The sequence below is a fragment of the Lysinibacillus sp. NPDC092081 genome (assembly GCF_044755845.1).
In the GTDB taxonomy this organism is placed as follows: Bacteria; Bacillota; Bacilli; order Bacillales_A; family Planococcaceae; genus Lysinibacillus.
The window spans coordinates 201,456-220,935 of sequence record NZ_JBIVRU010000002.1; the positions used below are offsets into that span (position 1 = coordinate 201,456).

General features: G+C 38.5%; 15 protein-coding genes, 1 riboswitch and 1 other annotated feature. Of the genes, 14 read left to right on the forward strand and 1 reads right to left on the reverse strand.

Features of this window, described 5'->3' with window-relative positions; all coding sequences use genetic code 11:
* The first annotated feature begins 10 nt into the window (after nt 1-10).
* The 12 genes from ACIQLB_RS05735 to ACIQLB_RS05790 all read left to right on the forward strand — a co-directional run bounded on the left by ACIQLB_RS05735 (nt 11) and on the right by ACIQLB_RS05790 (nt 16,205).
* Nucleotides 11-2,377 (forward strand): endonuclease MutS2, encoded by a 2,367-nt coding sequence (locus ACIQLB_RS05735; RefSeq protein WP_400722202.1) that lies wholly within the window; start codon nt 11-13, stop codon nt 2,375-2,377.
* A gap of 21 nt (nt 2,378-2,398) precedes the next feature.
* Nucleotides 2,399-2,812, forward strand: a complete 414-nt coding sequence (locus ACIQLB_RS05740; protein ID WP_197144741.1) for a DUF350 domain-containing protein — start codon at nt 2,399-2,401, stop codon at nt 2,810-2,812.
* Nucleotides 2,813-3,532: 720 nt separating this feature from the next.
* Complete coding sequence (locus ACIQLB_RS05745; RefSeq protein WP_400722207.1) at nt 3,533-5,224, forward strand: AMP-binding protein; 1,692 nt, start codon at nt 3,533-3,535, stop codon at nt 5,222-5,224.
* Nucleotides 5,225-5,427: 203 nt separating this feature from the next.
* Nucleotides 5,428-6,009 carry a fatty acid metabolism transcriptional regulator FadR gene (locus tag ACIQLB_RS05750; RefSeq protein WP_400723076.1) on the forward strand — a complete coding sequence of 194 codons (582 nt, stop codon included), beginning with the start codon at nt 5,428-5,430 and terminating at the stop codon, nt 6,007-6,009.
* A 14-nt stretch (nt 6,010-6,023) separates the two neighbouring features.
* On the forward strand, nt 6,024-6,797 hold the full coding sequence (locus ACIQLB_RS05755) for an enoyl-CoA hydratase (RefSeq protein WP_400722210.1): 774 nt from the start codon (nt 6,024-6,026) through the stop codon (nt 6,795-6,797).
* 117 nt (nt 6,798-6,914) lie between these two features.
* Nucleotides 6,915-7,688 carry an electron transfer flavoprotein subunit beta/FixA family protein gene (locus tag ACIQLB_RS05760; protein ID WP_400722213.1) on the forward strand — a complete coding sequence of 258 codons (774 nt, stop codon included), beginning with the start codon at nt 6,915-6,917 and terminating at the stop codon, nt 7,686-7,688.
* 51 nt (nt 7,689-7,739) lie between these two features.
* On the forward strand, nt 7,740-8,717 hold the full coding sequence (locus tag ACIQLB_RS05765; protein ID WP_400722216.1) for an electron transfer flavoprotein subunit alpha/FixB family protein: 978 nt from the start codon (nt 7,740-7,742) through the stop codon (nt 8,715-8,717).
* 141 nt (nt 8,718-8,858) lie between these two features.
* Nucleotides 8,859-9,092, forward strand: a binding site (T-box leader).
* A gap of 195 nt (nt 9,093-9,287) precedes the next feature.
* Nucleotides 9,288-10,646, forward strand: coding sequence for an amino acid permease (locus tag ACIQLB_RS05770; RefSeq protein WP_400722219.1), 1,359 nt, complete (start codon nt 9,288-9,290; stop codon nt 10,644-10,646).
* A 124-nt stretch (nt 10,647-10,770) separates the two neighbouring features.
* Entirely contained in the window at nt 10,771-11,082 is a 312-nt protein-coding gene (trxA, locus tag ACIQLB_RS05775; RefSeq protein WP_142508860.1) for a thioredoxin, read from the forward strand.
* A 166-nt stretch (nt 11,083-11,248) separates the two neighbouring features.
* Nucleotides 11,249-13,039 (forward strand): excinuclease ABC subunit UvrC, encoded by a 1,791-nt coding sequence (uvrC, locus tag ACIQLB_RS05780; protein ID WP_400722223.1) that lies wholly within the window; start codon nt 11,249-11,251, stop codon nt 13,037-13,039.
* 135 nt (nt 13,040-13,174) lie between these two features.
* A riboswitch (Lysine riboswitch) is annotated at nt 13,175-13,353 on the forward strand.
* A gap of 239 nt (nt 13,354-13,592) precedes the next feature.
* Complete coding sequence (locus tag ACIQLB_RS05785; protein ID WP_400722226.1) at nt 13,593-14,819, forward strand: aspartate kinase; 1,227 nt, start codon at nt 13,593-13,595, stop codon at nt 14,817-14,819.
* A 126-nt stretch (nt 14,820-14,945) separates the two neighbouring features.
* Nucleotides 14,946-16,205 (forward strand): methyl-accepting chemotaxis protein, encoded by a 1,260-nt coding sequence (locus ACIQLB_RS05790; RefSeq protein ID WP_400722229.1) that lies wholly within the window; start codon nt 14,946-14,948, stop codon nt 16,203-16,205.
* A 133-nt stretch (nt 16,206-16,338) separates the two neighbouring features.
* Here ACIQLB_RS05790 and ACIQLB_RS05795 read toward each other — a convergent pair whose 3' ends face one another.
* The gene (locus ACIQLB_RS05795; RefSeq protein WP_400722232.1) at nt 16,339-16,773 is read right to left on the reverse strand and encodes a YslB family protein; all 435 of its coding nucleotides are present in this window, start codon (nt 16,771-16,773) and stop codon (nt 16,339-16,341) included.
* A gap of 272 nt (nt 16,774-17,045) precedes the next feature.
* On the opposite strand from ACIQLB_RS05795, the gene ACIQLB_RS05800 reads away from it, so the two are divergent.
* Nucleotides 17,046-17,654 carry a succinate dehydrogenase cytochrome b558 subunit gene (locus tag ACIQLB_RS05800; protein WP_400722235.1) on the forward strand — a complete coding sequence of 203 codons (609 nt, stop codon included), beginning with the start codon at nt 17,046-17,048 and terminating at the stop codon, nt 17,652-17,654.
* Between the two features lie 66 nt (nt 17,655-17,720).
* Nucleotides 17,721-19,475 (forward strand): succinate dehydrogenase flavoprotein subunit, encoded by a 1,755-nt coding sequence (sdhA, locus tag ACIQLB_RS05805; protein ID WP_400722238.1) that lies wholly within the window; start codon nt 17,721-17,723, stop codon nt 19,473-19,475.
* The last annotated feature ends 5 nt before the right edge of the window (nt 19,476-19,480 follow it).

The following is a 19,480-nucleotide window of genomic DNA, read 5'->3' on the forward strand; positions in this document are numbered from 1 at the left end:
GGTGTTCTCAGTGATCGCAGAACGCGCATTGAAAACACTAGAATATGATAAAGTACGTCAGCAAGTGGCTACATACTGTACTTCTTCAATCGGCAAATCAGCGGTTGATGGGCTTGTACCACAGACAGACTATGAAAAAGTTGTACAATTATTAGAAGAAATGGATGAAGGACTATCCATTTTACGTGTAAAAGGCAATGTACCAATGGGTGGGATTTTTGATGTACGACCAGCTGCAAGGCGTGCACAAATTGGTGGCATGCTTTCTGCAATGGAATTAATGGAAGTTTCAAGTACGATTCGAGCTAGTAGAATTCTTCGTAATTTTATTGAAGATATCGAATCAGAAGAAGTGATTGAGATTCCTCATTTCATCGCCAAAAAGGAGGCAATGCCTGTTTTGACAGGCTTGCAACATGAAATTAATAACTGTATTGATGACAATGGTTCAGTGCTAGACTCTGCTAGCCAAACTTTGCGTTCAATTCGCCAATCTTTTCGCGCAGAGGAGGCTAAAGTACGTTCTAAGCTAGAAAGCCTTATACGTGGGAGCAATGCTTCAAAAATGCTCTCAGATACACTTGTAACGATTCGTAATGATCGCTTTGTTATTCCCGTTAAGCAAGAGTATCGTCATCATTATGGTGGAATTGTGCATGACCAATCATCTTCTGGCCAAACATTATTTATCGAGCCAGATACGATTGTACAAGCGAATAATGAAATTCATCGATTAAAAATGAAAGAGCAAGCTGAAATTGAGCGTATCTTACTTGCCTTAAGTGCAATGGTAGAAGAAGTAGCTCCGGATTTATTTAACTTAGTAAAAGTACTAGGTGAGATCGACGTCATTTTAGCTAAAGGCAAATATGGTCAAGCGAACAAATGTACAATGCCTAAAATGAATAACGACGGCTATATTCGACTTGTGCGTGCACGTCATCCACTTTTACCAATTGAAACGGCGGTTCCTAACGATATTGAATTTGGGAAAGACATTACGGCAATTGTTATTACAGGACCAAACACTGGTGGTAAAACTGTCACTTTAAAAACAGTTGGACTGTGTACTTTAATGGCACAGGCGGGGTTACCGGTGCCTGCACTTGATGGTTCAGAGCTTGCTGTTTTCAAGCAGCTTTTTGCGGATATTGGAGATGAACAGTCAATTGAGCAATCACTGTCAACGTTCTCCTCTCATATGGTCAACATAGTAGATATTTTACAAAAGTTTGATGACGAGTCACTCGTTCTATTTGATGAATTAGGTGCTGGGACAGATCCTCAGGAAGGGGCAGCTCTGGCCATCTCCATTTTAGATGAAGTACATGGTCGTGGCGCCCGCGTTATGGCAACGACACACTATCCTGAGCTAAAAGCATACGGCTATAATCGTCCAGGAGTTGCCAATGCAAGTGTAGAGTTTGATATTGAAACATTGAGTCCAACATATCGTCTGCTTATCGGTGTACCAGGCCGCTCCAATGCATTTGAAATTTCAAGCCGCCTTGGCTTACCAGAATCGATTATTGACCGTGCGAAAAGCTTTACAGGTACAGATCGCCATGAGGTAGAGTCAATGATTGCATCACTAGAAGAGTCTCGTCGCCAATCCGAAGATGATGCAGAACGCTCTCATGAATTAATGATAGAGTCTGAAGCCCTACGAAAAGAGCTACAAGAAAAACTACAAGCTTACGATGACCGTAAAGAGGCACTCGATAAAAAAGCGAAAGAAAAAGCTCGTAAAATTGTTGATGAAGCAAAAAGAGAAGCAGAATCAATTATTGCGGAGCTTCGAGAAATGCGTAAAAATGCAGACCAGGTTGTCAAGGAGCATGAGCTTATCGAAGCTCGTAAACGACTGGAAGAAGCTACACCGCTTGACAACAATAAAGTACTGAAAAAAGCGGCACAAGTAAAAGCCCGTGCACAAAACCTAGTTGTCGGAGACGAGGTAAAGGTGTTAAGCTATGGACAACGGGGTACATTGCTCGAAAAAGTATCGAATTCCGAATGGGTTGTCCAAATGGGGATTTTGAAAATGAAAATCGCGGATAGTGATCTGGAGTACATTAAACCAGAAAAAGAACCTGTGCAACGTATTGCTGGTGTGAAAAATCGCAGCAGCCATGTAAAATTAGAATTAGATTTACGCGGCGAACGATACGAAGATGCCATTATACGTACAGAAAAATATATTGATGATGCATTGCTTGCTAACTATGGGCGTGTATCAATTATTCATGGTGTCGGTACAGGTGCATTACGTCAAGGAATTCAAAACTATTTGAAAAAACATAAGCGTGTAAAATCCTTCCGTTTTGGTGAAGCCGGCGAGGGTGGCTTAGGCGTCACGGTTGTGGAATTGAAATAAGCAGTAAAGGGGACGGAGAAAATGCTGAATTCTAGCTTTTGGCGATATCCAATTATCGAAACGGCAGGATATTTTAGTGTTGTTGTGTTATGTTTAGTCGTCTCGATGGCATTGTTCGAAGTCGTTACGAAATATAAAAATTGGGAAGAAATTAAAAAGGGCAATATCGCTGTGGCACTCGCAACAGGTGGGAAAATACTGGGGATCTGTAATATTTTTCGCTTTTCCATTGCGCGCCATAGCACTTTAAGTGAAATGATTGGCTGGGGCCTTTTTGGTTTTACATTACTAATTGTGGCGTATTTTTTATTTGAATTTATGACCCCACGTTTTAATGTCGATCAAGAAATCGCAAATGATAATCGCTCAGTCGGCTTCATTTCATTTACTATTTCAGTCGGTCTATCGTTTGTTATTGGGGCAAGTATTGCATAGGAGTGTAATGACATGGAAAAATTAGCAAAAATACTAATCGTTGTCTGCATCGCATTTTTGGCAGTCGGTGTCTATTATATGATGACCCTTTAATCAAAAAACGCATCCTTTTGAGGGTGCGTTTTTTTATAGGTAAAGAGAAGAACTGCTCGAGTGTCTAGCGACGAAAAGAAGACAGGGCGACGGAAAGAAGAGCCGAAGTGACGGAAAGAAGCCAGAGCGACGGAAAGAAGAGCCGAAGTGACAGAAAGAAAAACCAAATCGAGGAAAGACGTGCTAAAGCGACGGAAAAGAGTGAAGAACTGCTCTCGCCCGAAGAGAAACTGTTCAAGTTGAGTGTGCAATCGCTCCAATAGAAAAAACTATAATACCCCCGAAAAAAATCATAAGTTACATCATCCTCACATCAACCCAAATCATAAAAAATTACTAAAACCTATTAATATTCCTTCATCTATCTAAAAAGTTATCATTAAAAAATTATTTTTGGAATATAGAAATATGAACTCAGTCGTGTGCATAAAAAAAGAAAGAATGAATGAGTATTCATACGGCCTATCGCTCCAAAACCCTAAGAAATAAAGTAATATAAATGTTGTGAAACGCATAATAATTAATCGAAAATACATTTATTTTCTATTTTGTGTTTGAAAGAGTATTTCTTTTTCATTATAATTAAAGTAAGAGTTTACAAAGTTTGGGGCAAAGGGGAGAGGACGTATGACAACAAAACCATGGCTAAAAAATTATCCTGAAGAAGTACCATCGTCTTTAACGTTTGAGGAAATTCCTGTGCAAGAGTTTTTGACACGTGCCTATAAAAAGAATCCATCCAAAGTTGCGATTCATTTTATGGGAAAGGATTTGACGTACACCGAGCTATATGAGTCAGCGCTAAGGTTCGCAAACTATTTAAAAGCCCTTGGAGTAGAGAAGGGAGATCGAGTAGCTATTATGCTGCCAAACTCACCGCAAAGTGTAATCGCTTACTACGGGGCAATGTATGCTGGAGCGATTGTCGTACAAACAAATCCACTTTATACTGAGCGTGAACTTCAATATCAAATGGCTGATTCAGGTGCGAAAGTTATTTTATTGATGGATATTTTGTATCCACGTGTTATGAAAGTCATAAAAGAAACTGCACTTGAAAATGTAATTGTCACGGGTATTAAAGATTATTTACCATTTCCAAAAAATTTGGTTTATCCCTATATTCAAAAAAAGCAGTACGGTTTTAGTGTCAAGGTTGAACATAGTGGTCAAAATCATTTATTTACAGAAATTATGCGCTCTTCGCCCATCAAAATGATTGATATTCCATTTGATTTTGAAGAGGACATAGCACTGCTTCAATATACAGGTGGAACGACTGGCTTCCCTAAGGGTGTGATGTTGACCCATAAAAACTTAATTGCTAATACATCAATGTGCGATGCGTGGATGTATAAATGTGTACATGGTGAGGAAACCATTATGGGCATACTGCCATTCTTCCATGTTTATGGTATGACGGCTGTTATTTTATTATCCGTATTCACGCAAAATAAAATGGTGTTATTACCAAAATTTGATGCAGAGACAGCGTTGAAAACGATTGATAAGCAAAAACCAACACTATTCCCAGGTGCACCGACTTTATATATTGGTTTATTAAATCACCCGGATATTGCAAAGTACGACTTGTCGTCCATCAAAGCATGCATAAGTGGATCAGCTTCATTGCCCGTAGAGGTGCAGGAGAAATTTGAAGCGGTAACAGGGGGAAAACTTGTTGAAGGATTTGGATTAACAGAAACTTCTCCTGTCACACATGCAACACCTATTTGGGGTAAGCGTGTCATGGGCTCGATTGGTTTACCTTGGCCAAATACGGATTCAATCATTTTACGTACAGGGGATGCTGAGGCGCTTCCAGTCGGTGAGGTTGGCGAAATTGCTGTAAAGGGCCCGCAGGTTATGAAAGGCTATTGGAATCGCCCTGAGGATACAGCAGCAGCATTCGTAGATGGCTGGTTTTTAACAGGCGATCTGGGCTATATGGACGAGGAAGGCTATTTCTATGTAGTTGACCGTAAAAAAGATATTATTATTGCAGGTGGTTTTAATATTTACCCTCGTGAGGTAGAGGAAGTACTATATGAGCGTGAGGAAATCCAAGAATGTGTTGTTGCGGGTATACCTGACCCTTATCGTGGAGAAACAGTAAAAGCTTATATTGTTTTAAAAGAAGGATATTCGATTACAGAAGACGAATTAAATAAATATTGCCGTCAAAACTTAGCCGCTTTCAAAGTTCCTCGCTATTATGAGTTTAGAGATGAGCTACCGAAAACAGCTGTTGGAAAAATTTTGCGTCGCGCAATAGTTGATGAAGAAAAAACAAAATTAGTGAATAAAGAAGCGAAATAAATACGTGGTAAAGTATTGACAAGTAAAGATGTAAATTATAATATGAAAATATGAATGAATGACCATTCATATTTTCATTTTTTTTTAGGTTAACACGTCACATCCCTAGAATATATCAGTTTTAGATGGCTGGTCATTGGATGACATCATGTATTGAGCATGATTTTAGACGTGTGCAAGTTTTTTTAGGTGGTGATATAAAAGTGAAACGTGATAAGCCAAAATATAAGCAAATTATTGATGCAGCTGTCATCGTTATTGCAGAAAATGGGTATCACCAAGCACAGGTATCGAAGATTGCTAAACAGGCAGGGGTGGCCGATGGAACAATCTATTTATATTTTAAAAATAAAGAAGATATATTAATTTCTGTCTTTAATGAAAAAATGGCTGTTTTTGTAGAGTCATTACAAGATATAATAGAAAATGGAAGTACGTCTAAGGACAAACTTTCACGAATGATAGAAAATCATTTTAATGTTCTAGCGACAGATCGATACCTAGCAACCGTCACACAATTAGAACTACGACAATCGAACAAAGATTTACGACTGAAGATCAATTCGGTGTTAAGAGAGTATTTACAATTACTTGATCAAATTTTAATTGAAGGTATGCTAACAGGTGAGTTCAATCAAACGATGGATGTACGCTTGGCACGTCAAATGGTATTTGGAACAATTGACGAAACCATTACGTCGTGGGTCATGAATGACTATCGATATGATTTGATAGAACAGGTTCCAAAAGTTCAGGCGTTAATCCTGAACGGCATTAAAGCTTAAAAGGATGTGGAGAAATGGAATTTCTAAGTTGGAAAGCAGAGGATGGAGTAGCGATTATTACAATTGCACGCCCGCCAGCAAACGCATTATCTCGTGGAATCATTGCCGAAGTAAATGCTGTGCTAGATGCCGTAGAAAATGATGACACAGTACGTGTCCTTGTACTTCATGGCGAAGGTCGTTTCTTCTCAGCTGGTGCAGACATTAAAGAATTTACAGAGGTTACATCTGGTGATGAATTTTCAAAGCTAGCAAGCAATGGTCAACAAGTTTTTGAGCGAGTTGAATCGTTCTCTAAACCTATTATTGCTGCAATTCATGGTGCTGCATTAGGTGGGGGCCTTGAACTAGCAATGAGCTGTCATCTGCGCTTTGTGACAGAATCTGCGAAATTAGGGCTACCTGAATTACAATTAGGTCTTATTCCAGGTTTCGGGGGTACACAACGTCTACCACGATATGTAGGGGTTGCAAAAGCTGCGGAAATGATGTTTACAAGTGAGCCGATTTCTGGTACAGAAGCTGTACAATGGGGTTTAGCGAATCGTGCATTTACAGATGAAGCATTATTGGAAGAAACGCTAAAGGTAGCGAAGAAAATTGCGAAGAAGAGCCCGGTTGCTTTAAAAGCAGCTATTCAAACATTGCAATATGCTAAGCATGCTTCGTTTTATGAAGGTATTGAGGCAGAAGCAAAATCCTTTGGCACAGTATTCGTTTCGGAAGATGCCAAAGAGGGAATTCAAGCATTTATTGAAAAACGCGAGCCTGTGTTTACTGGTAAATAATATTCCATCAGTGTCGATAGCGACTTGAAAAAGTGTTATCGACGTTATCGACACTGAAAATATATAATATTTATAAGTTTACTTAGAAATAAAAAACGTTGCAGGAGGTATGGATATATGAATATTTTTGCATTAATTAAACGTACGTTTGATACAGAAGAAAAAATTGTTGTGTCGGGTGGTAAAATCCAAGAGGATGGCGCAGAGTTCATCATCAATCCTTACGATGAATATGCTATTGAAGAGGCAATCCAAGTACGTGACGCTGCTGGTGGTAAAGTAACAGTTGTGTCAATTGGTGGCGAAGATACAGAGAAGCAATTGCGCACAGCTCTTGCAATGGGAGCAGATGAAGCAGTTCTTATTAATACAGAAGACGATCTAGATGAACTGGATCAAAATGCAGCAGCATATATTTTAGCTGAATATTTAAAAGATAAAGACGCTGATTTAATTTTAACAGGAAACGTTGCAATTGACGGAGGCTCTGGTCAAATAGGACCTCGTGTTGCAGATTTACTAGGTATTAACTATGTAACAACAATTACAAAACTTGAAATTGACGGAACATCTGCGAAAATTGTACGCGATATTGAAGGTGACTCAGAAGTTATCGAGACATCTTTACCACTTTTAGTAACAGCTCAGCAAGGTTTAAACGAGCCACGTTATCCATCTTTACCAGGTATTATGAAAGCGAAGAAGAAACCGCTTGCAGAACTTGAGTTAGATGATCTAGATATCGATGAAGATAATGTAGAAGTTAAGGTAGAAACAGTTGATATTTTCTTACCAGCTCAAAAGGCAGCAGGTCGTGTTCTTGAAGGCGAACTTTCTGCACAAGTAAAAGAACTAGTAAACCTACTTCATACAGAGGCGAAAGTAGTTTAAGTCATCTGATAACGCAAATCGAATCTTAAAGGGTAACGGAGGGAATATACTATGTCAAAAAAAGTATTAGTATTAGGTGAAGTTCGTGAAGGAAGCTTACGTAATGTTTCTTTCGAAGCAATTGCAGCTGCAAAGCAAATCGCAGATGGTGGTGAGGTTGTGGGTGTTCTTTTAGGGGATGCCGTAGCAAGCTTAACAGGCGCATTATTTGAATATGGTGCTGATCGTGTTGTAACGGTGGAGCATCCACATTTAAAACAATATACATCTGATGGCTATGGTCAAGCTTTATTAGCAGTAATTGAGGAAGAAAAACCAGCTGGTATCGTATTTGGTCATACTGCAAACGGTAAAGATTTATCACCAAAAATTGCAAGTAAATTACAAGCAGGTCTTGTATCTGATGTAACGTCTATTGAAGGTGCTGGCGATGATGTTGTATTCATCCGTCCAATTTACTCTGGTAAAGCTTTTGAAAAAATTAAAGTAAAAGACGGTTTGGTTTTAGCCTCAGTTCGTCCAAATAATATTGCACCATTAGAAAAAGTTGCCGGTAAATCAGGTGACATCACTTCTGTTACTGTAGATATTACAAACCTTCGTACAATCATTAAAGAGGTAGTACGAAAATCTTCAGAGGGTGTCGATCTTTCTGAGGCAAAAGTAGTTGTAGCAGGTGGTCGTGGCGTAAAATCTGATGAAGGTTTTGAACCATTAAAAGAGCTAGCGGATTTACTTGGTGGTGCAGTGGGTGCTTCACGTGGTGCATGTGATGCTGAATATTGTGACTACTCACTTCAAATCGGTCAAACAGGTAAGGTAGTAACACCAGATCTTTACATCGCAGCAGGTATTTCTGGAGCAATTCAGCACTTAGCGGGTATGTCAAACTCAAAAGTAATCGTTGCGATTAATAAAGATCCAGAAGCAAATATTTTCAAAGTTGCGGACTACGGTATCGTAGGTGATTTATTTGAGGTAGTGCCTCTTCTAATCGAAGAATTTAAAGCGTTAAAAGTGAATGCCTGATTAATGATATTTGTAGCAGGGAGGATGTATCTTCCCTGCTTTTTTTGTTGAATTTTTTGATTTTTTAAAGTTATTGCAAAATAAAATGTTGACATAATTAATTTTAGAACGTATAGTGATGAATATTAATTTAAATCAATTTGAAACGCAAAGATTAGGAGTAGTAAAAGCTCATTATTTGGTGAAGAGAGCTGCGGGTTGGTGCAACGCAGTCCAATAAGACTTTGAACTTGCCTAGGAGCGGTAAGATAAATGGAATTTGCAGAATATTCTATTTGTTGGACGGTTAACCTTCGTTATTAGGTTTTTAAGCAGGGTTCTTTAAGAACCAATTAGAGTGGTACCGCGGTTTGCTTATGGCATATCGTCTCTTCTTTCATTTGATAATGAAGGAAAGAAGAGACGATATGCCTTTTTTGTTTTCGTCTAGGCTAAAGCGCTACATCCTCGAGGTCGCTTCGATCCCTCGGGCAAAAGTGGAGGAGCACTTACTTTTGCTTCGGGCTCTCCAGCGCTTGTCGGATGTAAACGAGCGCTTTAGCGCATTTGTTCAATTTAGGAGGTAAGGAAATGGAAAATGACAATCAGAAATTAAAGAGAACGATGACCTCACGGCATATTACGATGATGGCTTTAGGTGGTGCCATTGGTGCAGGGTTGTTTAAAGGAAGCAGTACAGCCATTGATATGGCAGGTCCATCAGTACTTATTGCGTACTTAATTGGTGGGATTATTCTGCTATTTGTTATGCAAGGTTTAGCAGAAATGGCTGTCCGCAATAGCGAAGCGAGAACATTTAGAGATTTAGTGCAAGCCGTTTTAGGAAAGTATCCAGCTTATTTTCTAGATTGGATCTATTGGAAAATGTGGGTGTTAAATATTGCGGCAGAATCTATAGTTGCTGCCATTTTTATTCAATATTGGTTGCCAGATTACCCAATTTGGATACTTGCATTATCTGTTTCGGTGTTAGTTACAGCTATTAACTTGTTATCAGTGAAAGTGTTTGCTGAAACTGAATATTGGCTGGCGTTAATTAAAATTACCGTTATTGTGGTGTTCATCATAGCGGGATTAATATTATTGCTTGTTACTTTTGGTAATCATACAGCGGTTGGTTTTTCCAATTTAACGGAACATGGCGGTTTCTTCCCGAACGGATCAATGGGGTTGATTGCTGCAATGCTTGTAGTTATTTATTCTTATGGTGGTACTGAAATTATTGGTATTACATTAGCTGAAACGAAAAATCCAGAGAAAGTAGTGCCAAAAGCTGTTCGCAGTACATTAGTACGTATTGTGACTTTTTATTTAATTCCTTTCTTTATTATCGTTAGCTTGATTCCTTGGAATGAAGTAAACGGGGTACCAGAAAGTCCGTTTGTAATGGTTTTTAAAATGATTGGGATTCCTGGTGCTGACCATATTATGAACGCTGTTGTTTTACTTGCCATTATTTCATCAATGAACTCTGGACTTTATGGTTCATCACGCGTTCTGTATACACAAGCTGTGGACGGGCGTGTTCCTAAAATCTTTGCCCACTTATCAAAAAGAAAGGTTCCTGTATATGCCATATTTATGTGTACGTTAGCTTTATATATGGCTGTAATATTTTCTTTATTTGCGGGAAGCAAAACCTTTGATTTCCTAATGGGTTCACTTGGATATACAGTGTTATTTATTTGGTTAATTATTGCGATTGCGCATCTGAAATCGCGTAAAAAACAGCCGGAAAAAACAAGTACCTATACTGTGAAATGGTACCCTTATACAACTTGGATCGCTATTATTGCGTTAAGTGCAATCCTGATTGGTATTATTTTTACAACATCTATTATCGTAACAGGTATTACATTAGCTATTTATCTCTTTATTACGTTAACGTATGTCTTTAAAGGTCGTTTTCAAGAAAATGAGGCTAAATAACAAATCAGTTTAATGCCATTTTCGACCTTGTTTTTCATAAATTATGCATACTAGGCAGATTGTTCGCTCAAGAGAATTTATCCATGCTATACTACAAACATAGTAAGTTTAAGGAGGATTTCAAATGGCAATTGTACATGCAACAGATGCAACTTTCCAAGACGATATTAAAGAAGGGTTAGTACTAGTAGACTTTTGGGCTGCTTGGTGCGGACCTTGTAAAATGATTGGACCAGTTCTTGAAGAAATGGACGCTGCAGGTAGTGCGGCTAAAATTGTAAAAGTAGATGTAGATAACAACCAAGGTACTGCAGCTCAATACCAAATTATGTCTATCCCATCATTACTATTATTCAAAGACGGTGAAATAGTAGATAAAACTGTTGGTTTCCAACCAAAAGAAGCGTTAGAAGCATTTATCGCAAAACATGCTTAATCTGTAAGAAAAAAAGAGTCAAGCCATCAATAAGATGTGCTTGGCTTTTTTTCGTTATATAATATAGAGAAAAAGCGAACGTTATCCTTAGAAGCAGACAATGTGGTATACAAAGCTGTATTTAGGGAACGAACGCTATTTTAAGAAAAAGGGGGGCAGGTAGGCGATGAATGATTTAATTAAACGAAAGCTTGAAATTTTACCAGATCAGCCTGGCTGCTATTTGATGAAAGATCGACAAGGAACCATTATTTATGTCGGGAAAGCAAAAGTGCTGAAAAATCGAGTACGCTCGTATTTTACTGGTACGCATGAAGGGAAAACACAAAGACTTGTAAGCGAAATAGAAGATTTTGAGTACATTGTGACATCCTCCAATATTGAAGCTTTAATTTTAGAGCTTAATCTTATAAAACTACATGATCCGAAGTACAATATTATGCTGACGGATGATAAAACGTATCCGTATTTAAAAATTACAAATGAAAAACACCCACGTCTTATTACAACACGAAAAGTGAAAAAGGATAAGGCAAAATATTTTGGTCCTTATCCGAATGCGTATGCAGCAAGTGAGACGAAAAAGCTGCTAGATCGTTTATATCCTCTGCGAAAATGTGTACAACTCCCTACCAAGGTTTGTTTGTATTATCACATGGGGCAATGTCTAGCCCCTTGTGTGAAGGATATTGATGCTGAAGTTTACCACGATATGATTGAGGATATGACAAAATTTTTAAATGGTGGGGTTGAGGAAGTCAAAAAGGAGCTAGAGGTAAAAATGCTAGCGGCCGCAGAAAATTTAGAGTTTGAGCGTGCAAAGGAATTTCGTGATCAAATTGCACATATCGATACAGTCATGCAAAAGCAAAAAATCGTCTCAAGTGATACAACTAACCGCGATGTATTTGGCTATGCCGTCGAGAAGGGCTGGATGTGTGTTCAAGTTTTCTTTGTCCGTCAAGGAAAGCTCATTGAGCGAGATGTCTCGATTTTCCCAATTTATCAAGAGGCAGAAGAGGAATTTTTAACGTTCGTTGGACGATTTTACGAAAAACTAGAGCACATTAAGCCTAAGGAGATCTTTATCCCACAATCTATTGATGCAGATATTTTAACGGAATTACTAGAAGTTAAGGTACTGACACCAAAACGTGGACAAAAAAAAGAGCTAGTTGAATTAGCGACGAAAAATGCTGAAATTGCTGTAGCAGCGAAGTTCCAACTTATTGAACGTCAGGAAGAACGCACTATAGGAGCATGTGAGGCACTTGGTGAAGCTATGAGCATTTCTACGCCTTTACGGATTGAAGCTTTCGATAATAGCCATATGCATGGGACAGATGCTGTATCTGCAATGGTTGTATTTATCGATGGAAAACCTGCAAAGAAGGAGTATCGAAAGTACAAAACACGTACAGCTGCCAAGCACGATGATTACGGAGCAATGCAGGAAGTAATCCGTCGTCGTTACACACGAGTATTAAAGGAAGGTCTACCTTTGCCAGATTTAGTACTAATTGACGGTGGGAAGGGGCAAATGGAAGTCGCACGAGAAGTATTAGAGGATGAACTCGGCCTTGTCATTCCAATTGCTGGATTAGCAAAAGATGAAAAGCATAATACGTCACAGCTTTTATTTGGTGATCCACCTGAAGTAATTGCGTTAAAGCGTACAAGTGATGGATTCTACTTACTGCAACGAATTCAGGACGAAGTACACCGCTTTGCTATTACCTTCTTGCGACAGCAGCACGAGAAGCATGCTATACAATCTGTCCTCGATCATATAGAGGGCATTGGTCCAAAGCGAAAACAGCAATTACTTAAGCATTTTGGCTCTGTCAAAAAAATTCGTGAGGCAAGTATGCAGGCATTACAGGAAGCCGGGATGCCAGCTAATCTAGCTAGCAATATCTATGCTTATTTTCAACAAGAGACGTTGTCAAAGGATTAGACGTATGCTAAGGTTGTATATAACATTGCCCCTTCAGTATAGCAATGTTATATACCGTGCCTTAGTTTTTCAGTAGTTTCTACTTATTAAATTGGAAATTTCTTCACTAAGGTTCAATTAAATACTTCACTATTTAGTGATGATAGAGGTGCAAGGTTTAAGAGTAGTACGTTCGAGGACGAACAAGTCCAGTGAAAACGTATGAAAGGGAAGCTTGCCGAAGTGGAGCATCGTTGATTCCGATGCTGTGCTGGTTTTACATTTAAGAGATGTAAGACTGTCGATTCTAATCGTTTCGGAGAGCTATCACACATGCGCAAGTTACTATTATTGTACATGTTATAGGCAGCTTTCACGTTATGTGAGAGCTGCCTTTTTTTGCTTTCTAGAGACAACCTTTTTTCAAGGTAGTTACTCTGACCTAAGAGGTGATGCCAACCGTATTATTTCAAGGGCGCTATTTGCTTTTGCAGCGTTAATTTGGTGAAGAGCCACAAAAGTATAGCTACTTTATAATCAGCGAAATGATTGAATACGAAGGAGAATGATAAAGATGGCGAGAATTGTGATGAAATTTGGTGGTGCTACATTAGCATCAACAGAGCACATTCGAAATGTTGCGAAAAAGGCGATTGTAGAAAAGGAAAGAGGTTTTGATGTTGTCGTTGTCACTACAGCTATGAGGGGTATGGCTAAAGAATTAGCAAAGATGGCTCGTGATCTATCAGACAACGCATCTAAGCGTGAACTAGACGCACTATTTTCAACAAGCTCACAACTTACAAGTACATTAGTGGCAATTGCTTTACAGGAGGAAGGATACGATGCAGTGTCATTAACAGGCTGGCAGGCAGGCATTGAAACCGATGCTATGTATAGTAATGCCCGTATTGATGAGATGGATGCTAGTCGAATAGAAGAGTATTTTGTACAGGGGAAAATCGTAATCGTTGCTGGGGAACAGGGTATCGATAATTTACGGAATATTACGACGTTAGGTAAAGGTGGTGCGGAAACGTCGGCTATAGCTATTGCAGCAAAATTGAAGGCGGAGCGGGTAGATATTTACACGAATGTGGATGGAGTCTATACAGCTGATCCAAATCATGTTGCTGGGGCACAAAAGTTAAAAGAAATTTCCTACGATGAGATGCTAGAGCTATCAAACTTAGGATCACAAATTTTACACCCACGAGCTGTAGAGTTAGCAAAGAAGTTTCAAATCCCGGTTATCATTCTGTCGAGCGAAATAGATACAGTAGGTACTTTATTGAAGGAGGAAGTTGAAATGGAGAAAAATTTAATTGTACGTGGTGTTGCCTATGAGTCAGACATTATTCGCTTAACAGTTGGTTATGATGCTTATTCCAATGCTTCATTAGCAGATATGTTCACAATACTTGCAGAAAATTGCATAAACGTCGATATAATCGTACAAGCAATAATTGATGGCTTAAAGCCAACTGTATCATTTACCATTTTAAAAGAGGAGTTCGCTGAAGCATTACGTGTCCTAGAAGATAGTAAATTATCATTAGGGTTTAGTTTTGCTGATTTTGAAATTGGCTTAGCAAAAGTCTCAATTATTGGCTCAGGAATGGCATCTAATCCAGGGGTGGCTGCCCGAATGTTTGATCGTCTACGTCGTGAAGGTATCCCTGTAAAAATGGTCAGTACTTCTGAAATAAAAGTGTCTGTCGTTGTTCCTCAGGACGAAATGATTCGTGCAGCAAATGCATTACATGATGAATTTAACTTAGAACAAACGCTTTACATATAATTTTGAATAGGATGTGTCTGAAAAAGGCACATCTTTTTTTGTTCACATCAATTTAATATTTTATCCAATTTTATTGTTATATAATAAAAAGTGACATGTTTTACCAAGGGGAAGGTGGGAGTTTGTATGGTATTATTCGGTTTATTTCAAAAAACAATGGATGAAAGCGTTGAAAGAGACAACGATTTAGAAATACAAATATTAAAAAAGCGAATTCTGGAATTGGAACTTGAGCAGGAAAGCATTGATGTGAAAAATGCGATTTTAGACTTTGTACTAGCGCATATGGAGTTAATTAATTTTCAAACGGCTTTAAAGGTTCAACATGTCTCAACGAGTGTAGGGGATATTTCCGCAATGAGTGAAGAAATGTCGTCAAATACAGAAGAGATGCTTGCGGTTGAGCAAAATGTTAATGCAAATATTCAAGAAATAAAACAGCATTCATTATACCTTGTAGAGGAAATGGAATCATCCATTTCAAAAGGTGAAATGGTTCAGGAGTTGTTGGCTAAAGGAGCTCATTCAACAGAGCAATTGAATGATGAAATAACTAAAATGGATGATATCGGTAAAGGGGTAACCGGGATTGCCGATCAAACACAACTACTATCCTTAAATGCCTCTATTGAAGCCGCGCGAGCTGGTGAGCATGGAAAGGGCTTTAATGTTGTCGCGATGGAAGTAGGGAAGTTAGCCAACAGCTCGAAAGGTTCATTGCAAGAAATGACGAAAATTCGATCAGTCATTGATAAGAAATTACATAATACAATAACAAATATTAAACAAGTCGAACATTATTTAACTGACTTTTTAAGTATCATGAAGAACAATATTGCTAATCTGACTGTAACAAGTAAAAATATTGAAGAAGCAGCACATGGAATTCATCAAATAACAGCTGCATCAGAAGAAAATGTAATAGCTGTAGGTCGTTTAGCGGAAACAACGACGGAATTATCACATACTAGTGACTTCTCGGATATAATACAAAATCAAGTATCTGAAATGTTAAAAGCTATTGCACCGACAATCAGAAAGCCCTCAGAGCAAACGGTAGTTAGCCAATTGGCCGCAAGGTTAATGGATCATGCTAGCTTTTTACGAAATGCTATTCAAAAGGCTGGTCATAAAGAAACTTTAAAGACGCATCATCAATGTATGTTTGGGAAATGGTATTATGGACATTTTGAGGAATATCAGAATTTACCAGAATATCGTCATATAGAACAACCTCATGAATTAGTACATATGGCCGCACAAAAATTAGTGAATGAACTGTCAATTAGTAACTTAGAGGAAATGATTCAACACTCACTTAGTATTTTAGAAGCATTTATATCGTTAATAGATGTGCTCTTAAAAGAAAGACATGCACAACTATAAATATAAAAATGATTCGTGATCAAAACGAGGGGTTGATTTCCGTTCCGTCAGTCTTCTCTCTATTAATCTTATATATTTAGCATACATAAAAAGGATTGTCATCCATAAATTTCGGATGACAATCCTTTTCGTTTTATTCTGTAGGAACGGTGTTCATGATTCGTTCTTTGACGTCCCATTTTACTGTAAACATAACGTTCTGTTGCTTTTCGCGTTTTTCATCATAGCATTCTGTTAAATAACCTTTTGCTTGCTGGATTTGTTCAGCTATAAATCCTGCTTCAAGTCTAAAGCTACGAAGACCGATTTGTAACAGTTCTGGATCATTTGTCAACTGGAATATACGGCCATCCTTCGATTCTTTGACAAGTTCTAAATTACCCCAGCAGGCATCTGCGAAAAATGCGATAAGTTCTTCTTGACTTTTACATGGGAACTTCCGAGCTAGATCTTTTCCTGCCCAGTAAAGTACATCTCCTTCATGTTTACCAAGAATAGAAGATAAAATATAATCGCGAATTATCTCATAGCCAAATGCTGAGATTGTAGGTGATGAAGTGTTTAACATTTAAATCCTTCTTTCTTAGAATTTTCTTAAAATTTGACACTGATAAAGTAAAGATAGATTTTTCGAGAAAAAACGAAGCATCATGTACTAGATTGTTTCTTTAATAAGGATTGTGAAAAACTCTTAGTTGCCTTGACGCTCGTAGCTCTTGAGAGTACAATAAACATGTCATAATATTGTACCATGATGAAATACACAGTCAATGAAGTATCAGTTACAAAATGATGACTTCTTTTGTTGTGCTATTTTAAGTACTAAGGGGGGTAACAGTCTTGTCGAAAGATCGAGAGTTTTTATGGCGTCGCTTACATTCTCTACTTGGGATCATACCAGTAGGTCTGTTTTTAACGATGCACCTGTTAATTAACTTTACAGCAACAGGCGGAGCAGAAAGTTACAACGCAGCTACCGCAAATATGGAAAAGATTCCATTCCTTATCCTAGTTGAATGGATTGTCATCTATATTCCATTAATGTTCCACGCATTTTATGGTGTCTACATTGCATTCACTGCTACACCAAATACAGGACGTTTCAGCACATACCGTAACTGGATGTATTCATTACAACGTTTCACTGGTGTATTCTTAGTGATCTTCATTGCATGGCATATTTTCCAAACTCGTATTCAAAAAGCGCTTGGTACAGAAGTTGATTACGATATGATGGCGAATATTGTCTCTAATCCATTCATGCTTGGATTCTACATTGTTGGTATTATATCAGCTACTTTCCACTTATCTAACGGTTTATGGGCATTCCTAGTAAGCTGGGGTATTATACAATCTCCTCAGTCTCAAAAGATTGCTACTTATGTAACAAACATTATTTTCGTAATTCTAAGTGTAGTTGGTGTGGCTGCTATTTTAGCTTTCGTTTAATGTAATAGAAGCTACTATAGAGTACATGCAATCATTGCAATTTTTTAAGAGGAGTGAGAAATAATCATGGCGAAAAGCAAAATAATTGTTGTCGGCGGCGGTCTAGCTGGTCTGATGGCAACGATTAAAGCAGCTGAAGTTGGTACTGAAGTTGATTTATTCTCATTAGTTCCTGTAAAACGCTCACACTCTGTATGTGCGCAGGGCGGAATTAATGGTGCGGTAAATACAAAAGGTGAAGGGGATTCTCCTTGGATCCACTTTGATGATACAGTTTATGGTGGGGACTTCTTAGCGAACCAACCACCTGTTAAGGGTATGTGTGATGCAGCCCCTGGTATCATTCACTTAATGGACCGTATGGGTGTAATGTTCAACCGTACACCAGAAGGTCTTCTTGACTTCCGTCGTTTCGGTGGTACTTTAATGCACCGTACAGCCTTCTCTGGTGCAACAACTGGTCAGCAATTACTATACGCACTAGACGAGCAAGTTCGTTCTCACGAAGTAGCTGGTTTAGTGAACAAATATGAGCACTGGGAATTCCTTGGTGCAGTAGTCGATCCTGACGGCGTATGTCGTGGTATCGTAGCGCAAGATATGCGTACAGAAGAAATCAAATCATTCCGTGCAGACGCTGTTATTATGGCGACTGGTGGCCCTGGTATTATCTTCGGTAAAACAACAAACTCTGTTATTAATACAGGTTCAGCTGCTTCTATCGTTTACCAACAAGGTGCCTCATACGCGAATGGTGAGTTCATCCAAATTCACCCAACAGCGATTCCTGGAGATGACAAAAACCGTCTAATGTCAGAATCAGCTCGTGGTGAAGGTGGCCGTATTTGGACATATAAAGACGGTAAGCCTTGGTACTTCTTAGAAGAGAAATACCCTGCATATGGTAACTTAGTACCACGTGATATTGCAACACGTGAAATTTTCGACGTTTGTGTAAACCAAAAACTTGGTATCAACGGCGAAAACATGGTATACCTAGATCTTTCTCATAAAGATCCACACGAATTAGACGTTAAACTAGGTGGTATCATCGAGATCTACGAAAAATTCGTAGGAGATGACCCACGTAAATTACCAATGAAAATTTTCCCAGCAGTTCACTACTCAATGGGTGGATTATGGGTTGACTACAACCAAATGACTGAAATTCCTGGTCTATTTGCAGCAGGTGAATGTGATTATTCTCAACATGGTGCAAACCGTCTTGGTGCGAACTCATTATTATCTGCTATCTATGGCGGTATGGTTGCTGGACCAAACGCAGTAGATTATGTTAAACATCTTAAAAAGCATGCTGAAGATATTTCTCAAGAAGTATTCGATGCTCGCGTTAAAGAAGAACAAGCTAAGTGGGATGCTGTCATGAAAATGGACGGCACAGAAAACGCTTACTTGCTTCATAAAGAGCTTGGTGAAATGATGACAGCTACTATGACAGTAGTACGTTACAACGACCAACTTCAAGATACATTGAATAAACTTGATGAATTCCAAAAACGTTGGGAAAACATTAACATCAACGATACTCAAAAATGGAGTAACCAAGGTGCTCACTTTACGCGTCAGTTGAAAAATATGATTTACCTAGCAAAAGTAATGACAAAAGGTGCATTACTACGTAACGAATCTCGCGGTGCTCACTATAAGCCAGATTTCCCGAACCGTGATGATGAGAACTTCTTAAAAACAACAATTGCGAAGTTTGACCCAACTACTGGTGATCCAATCATCACGTACCAAGAAGTCGACGTTTCATTAATTCCACCACGTAAACGTGACTACTCTGCGAAAGGAGACTAAAAGTT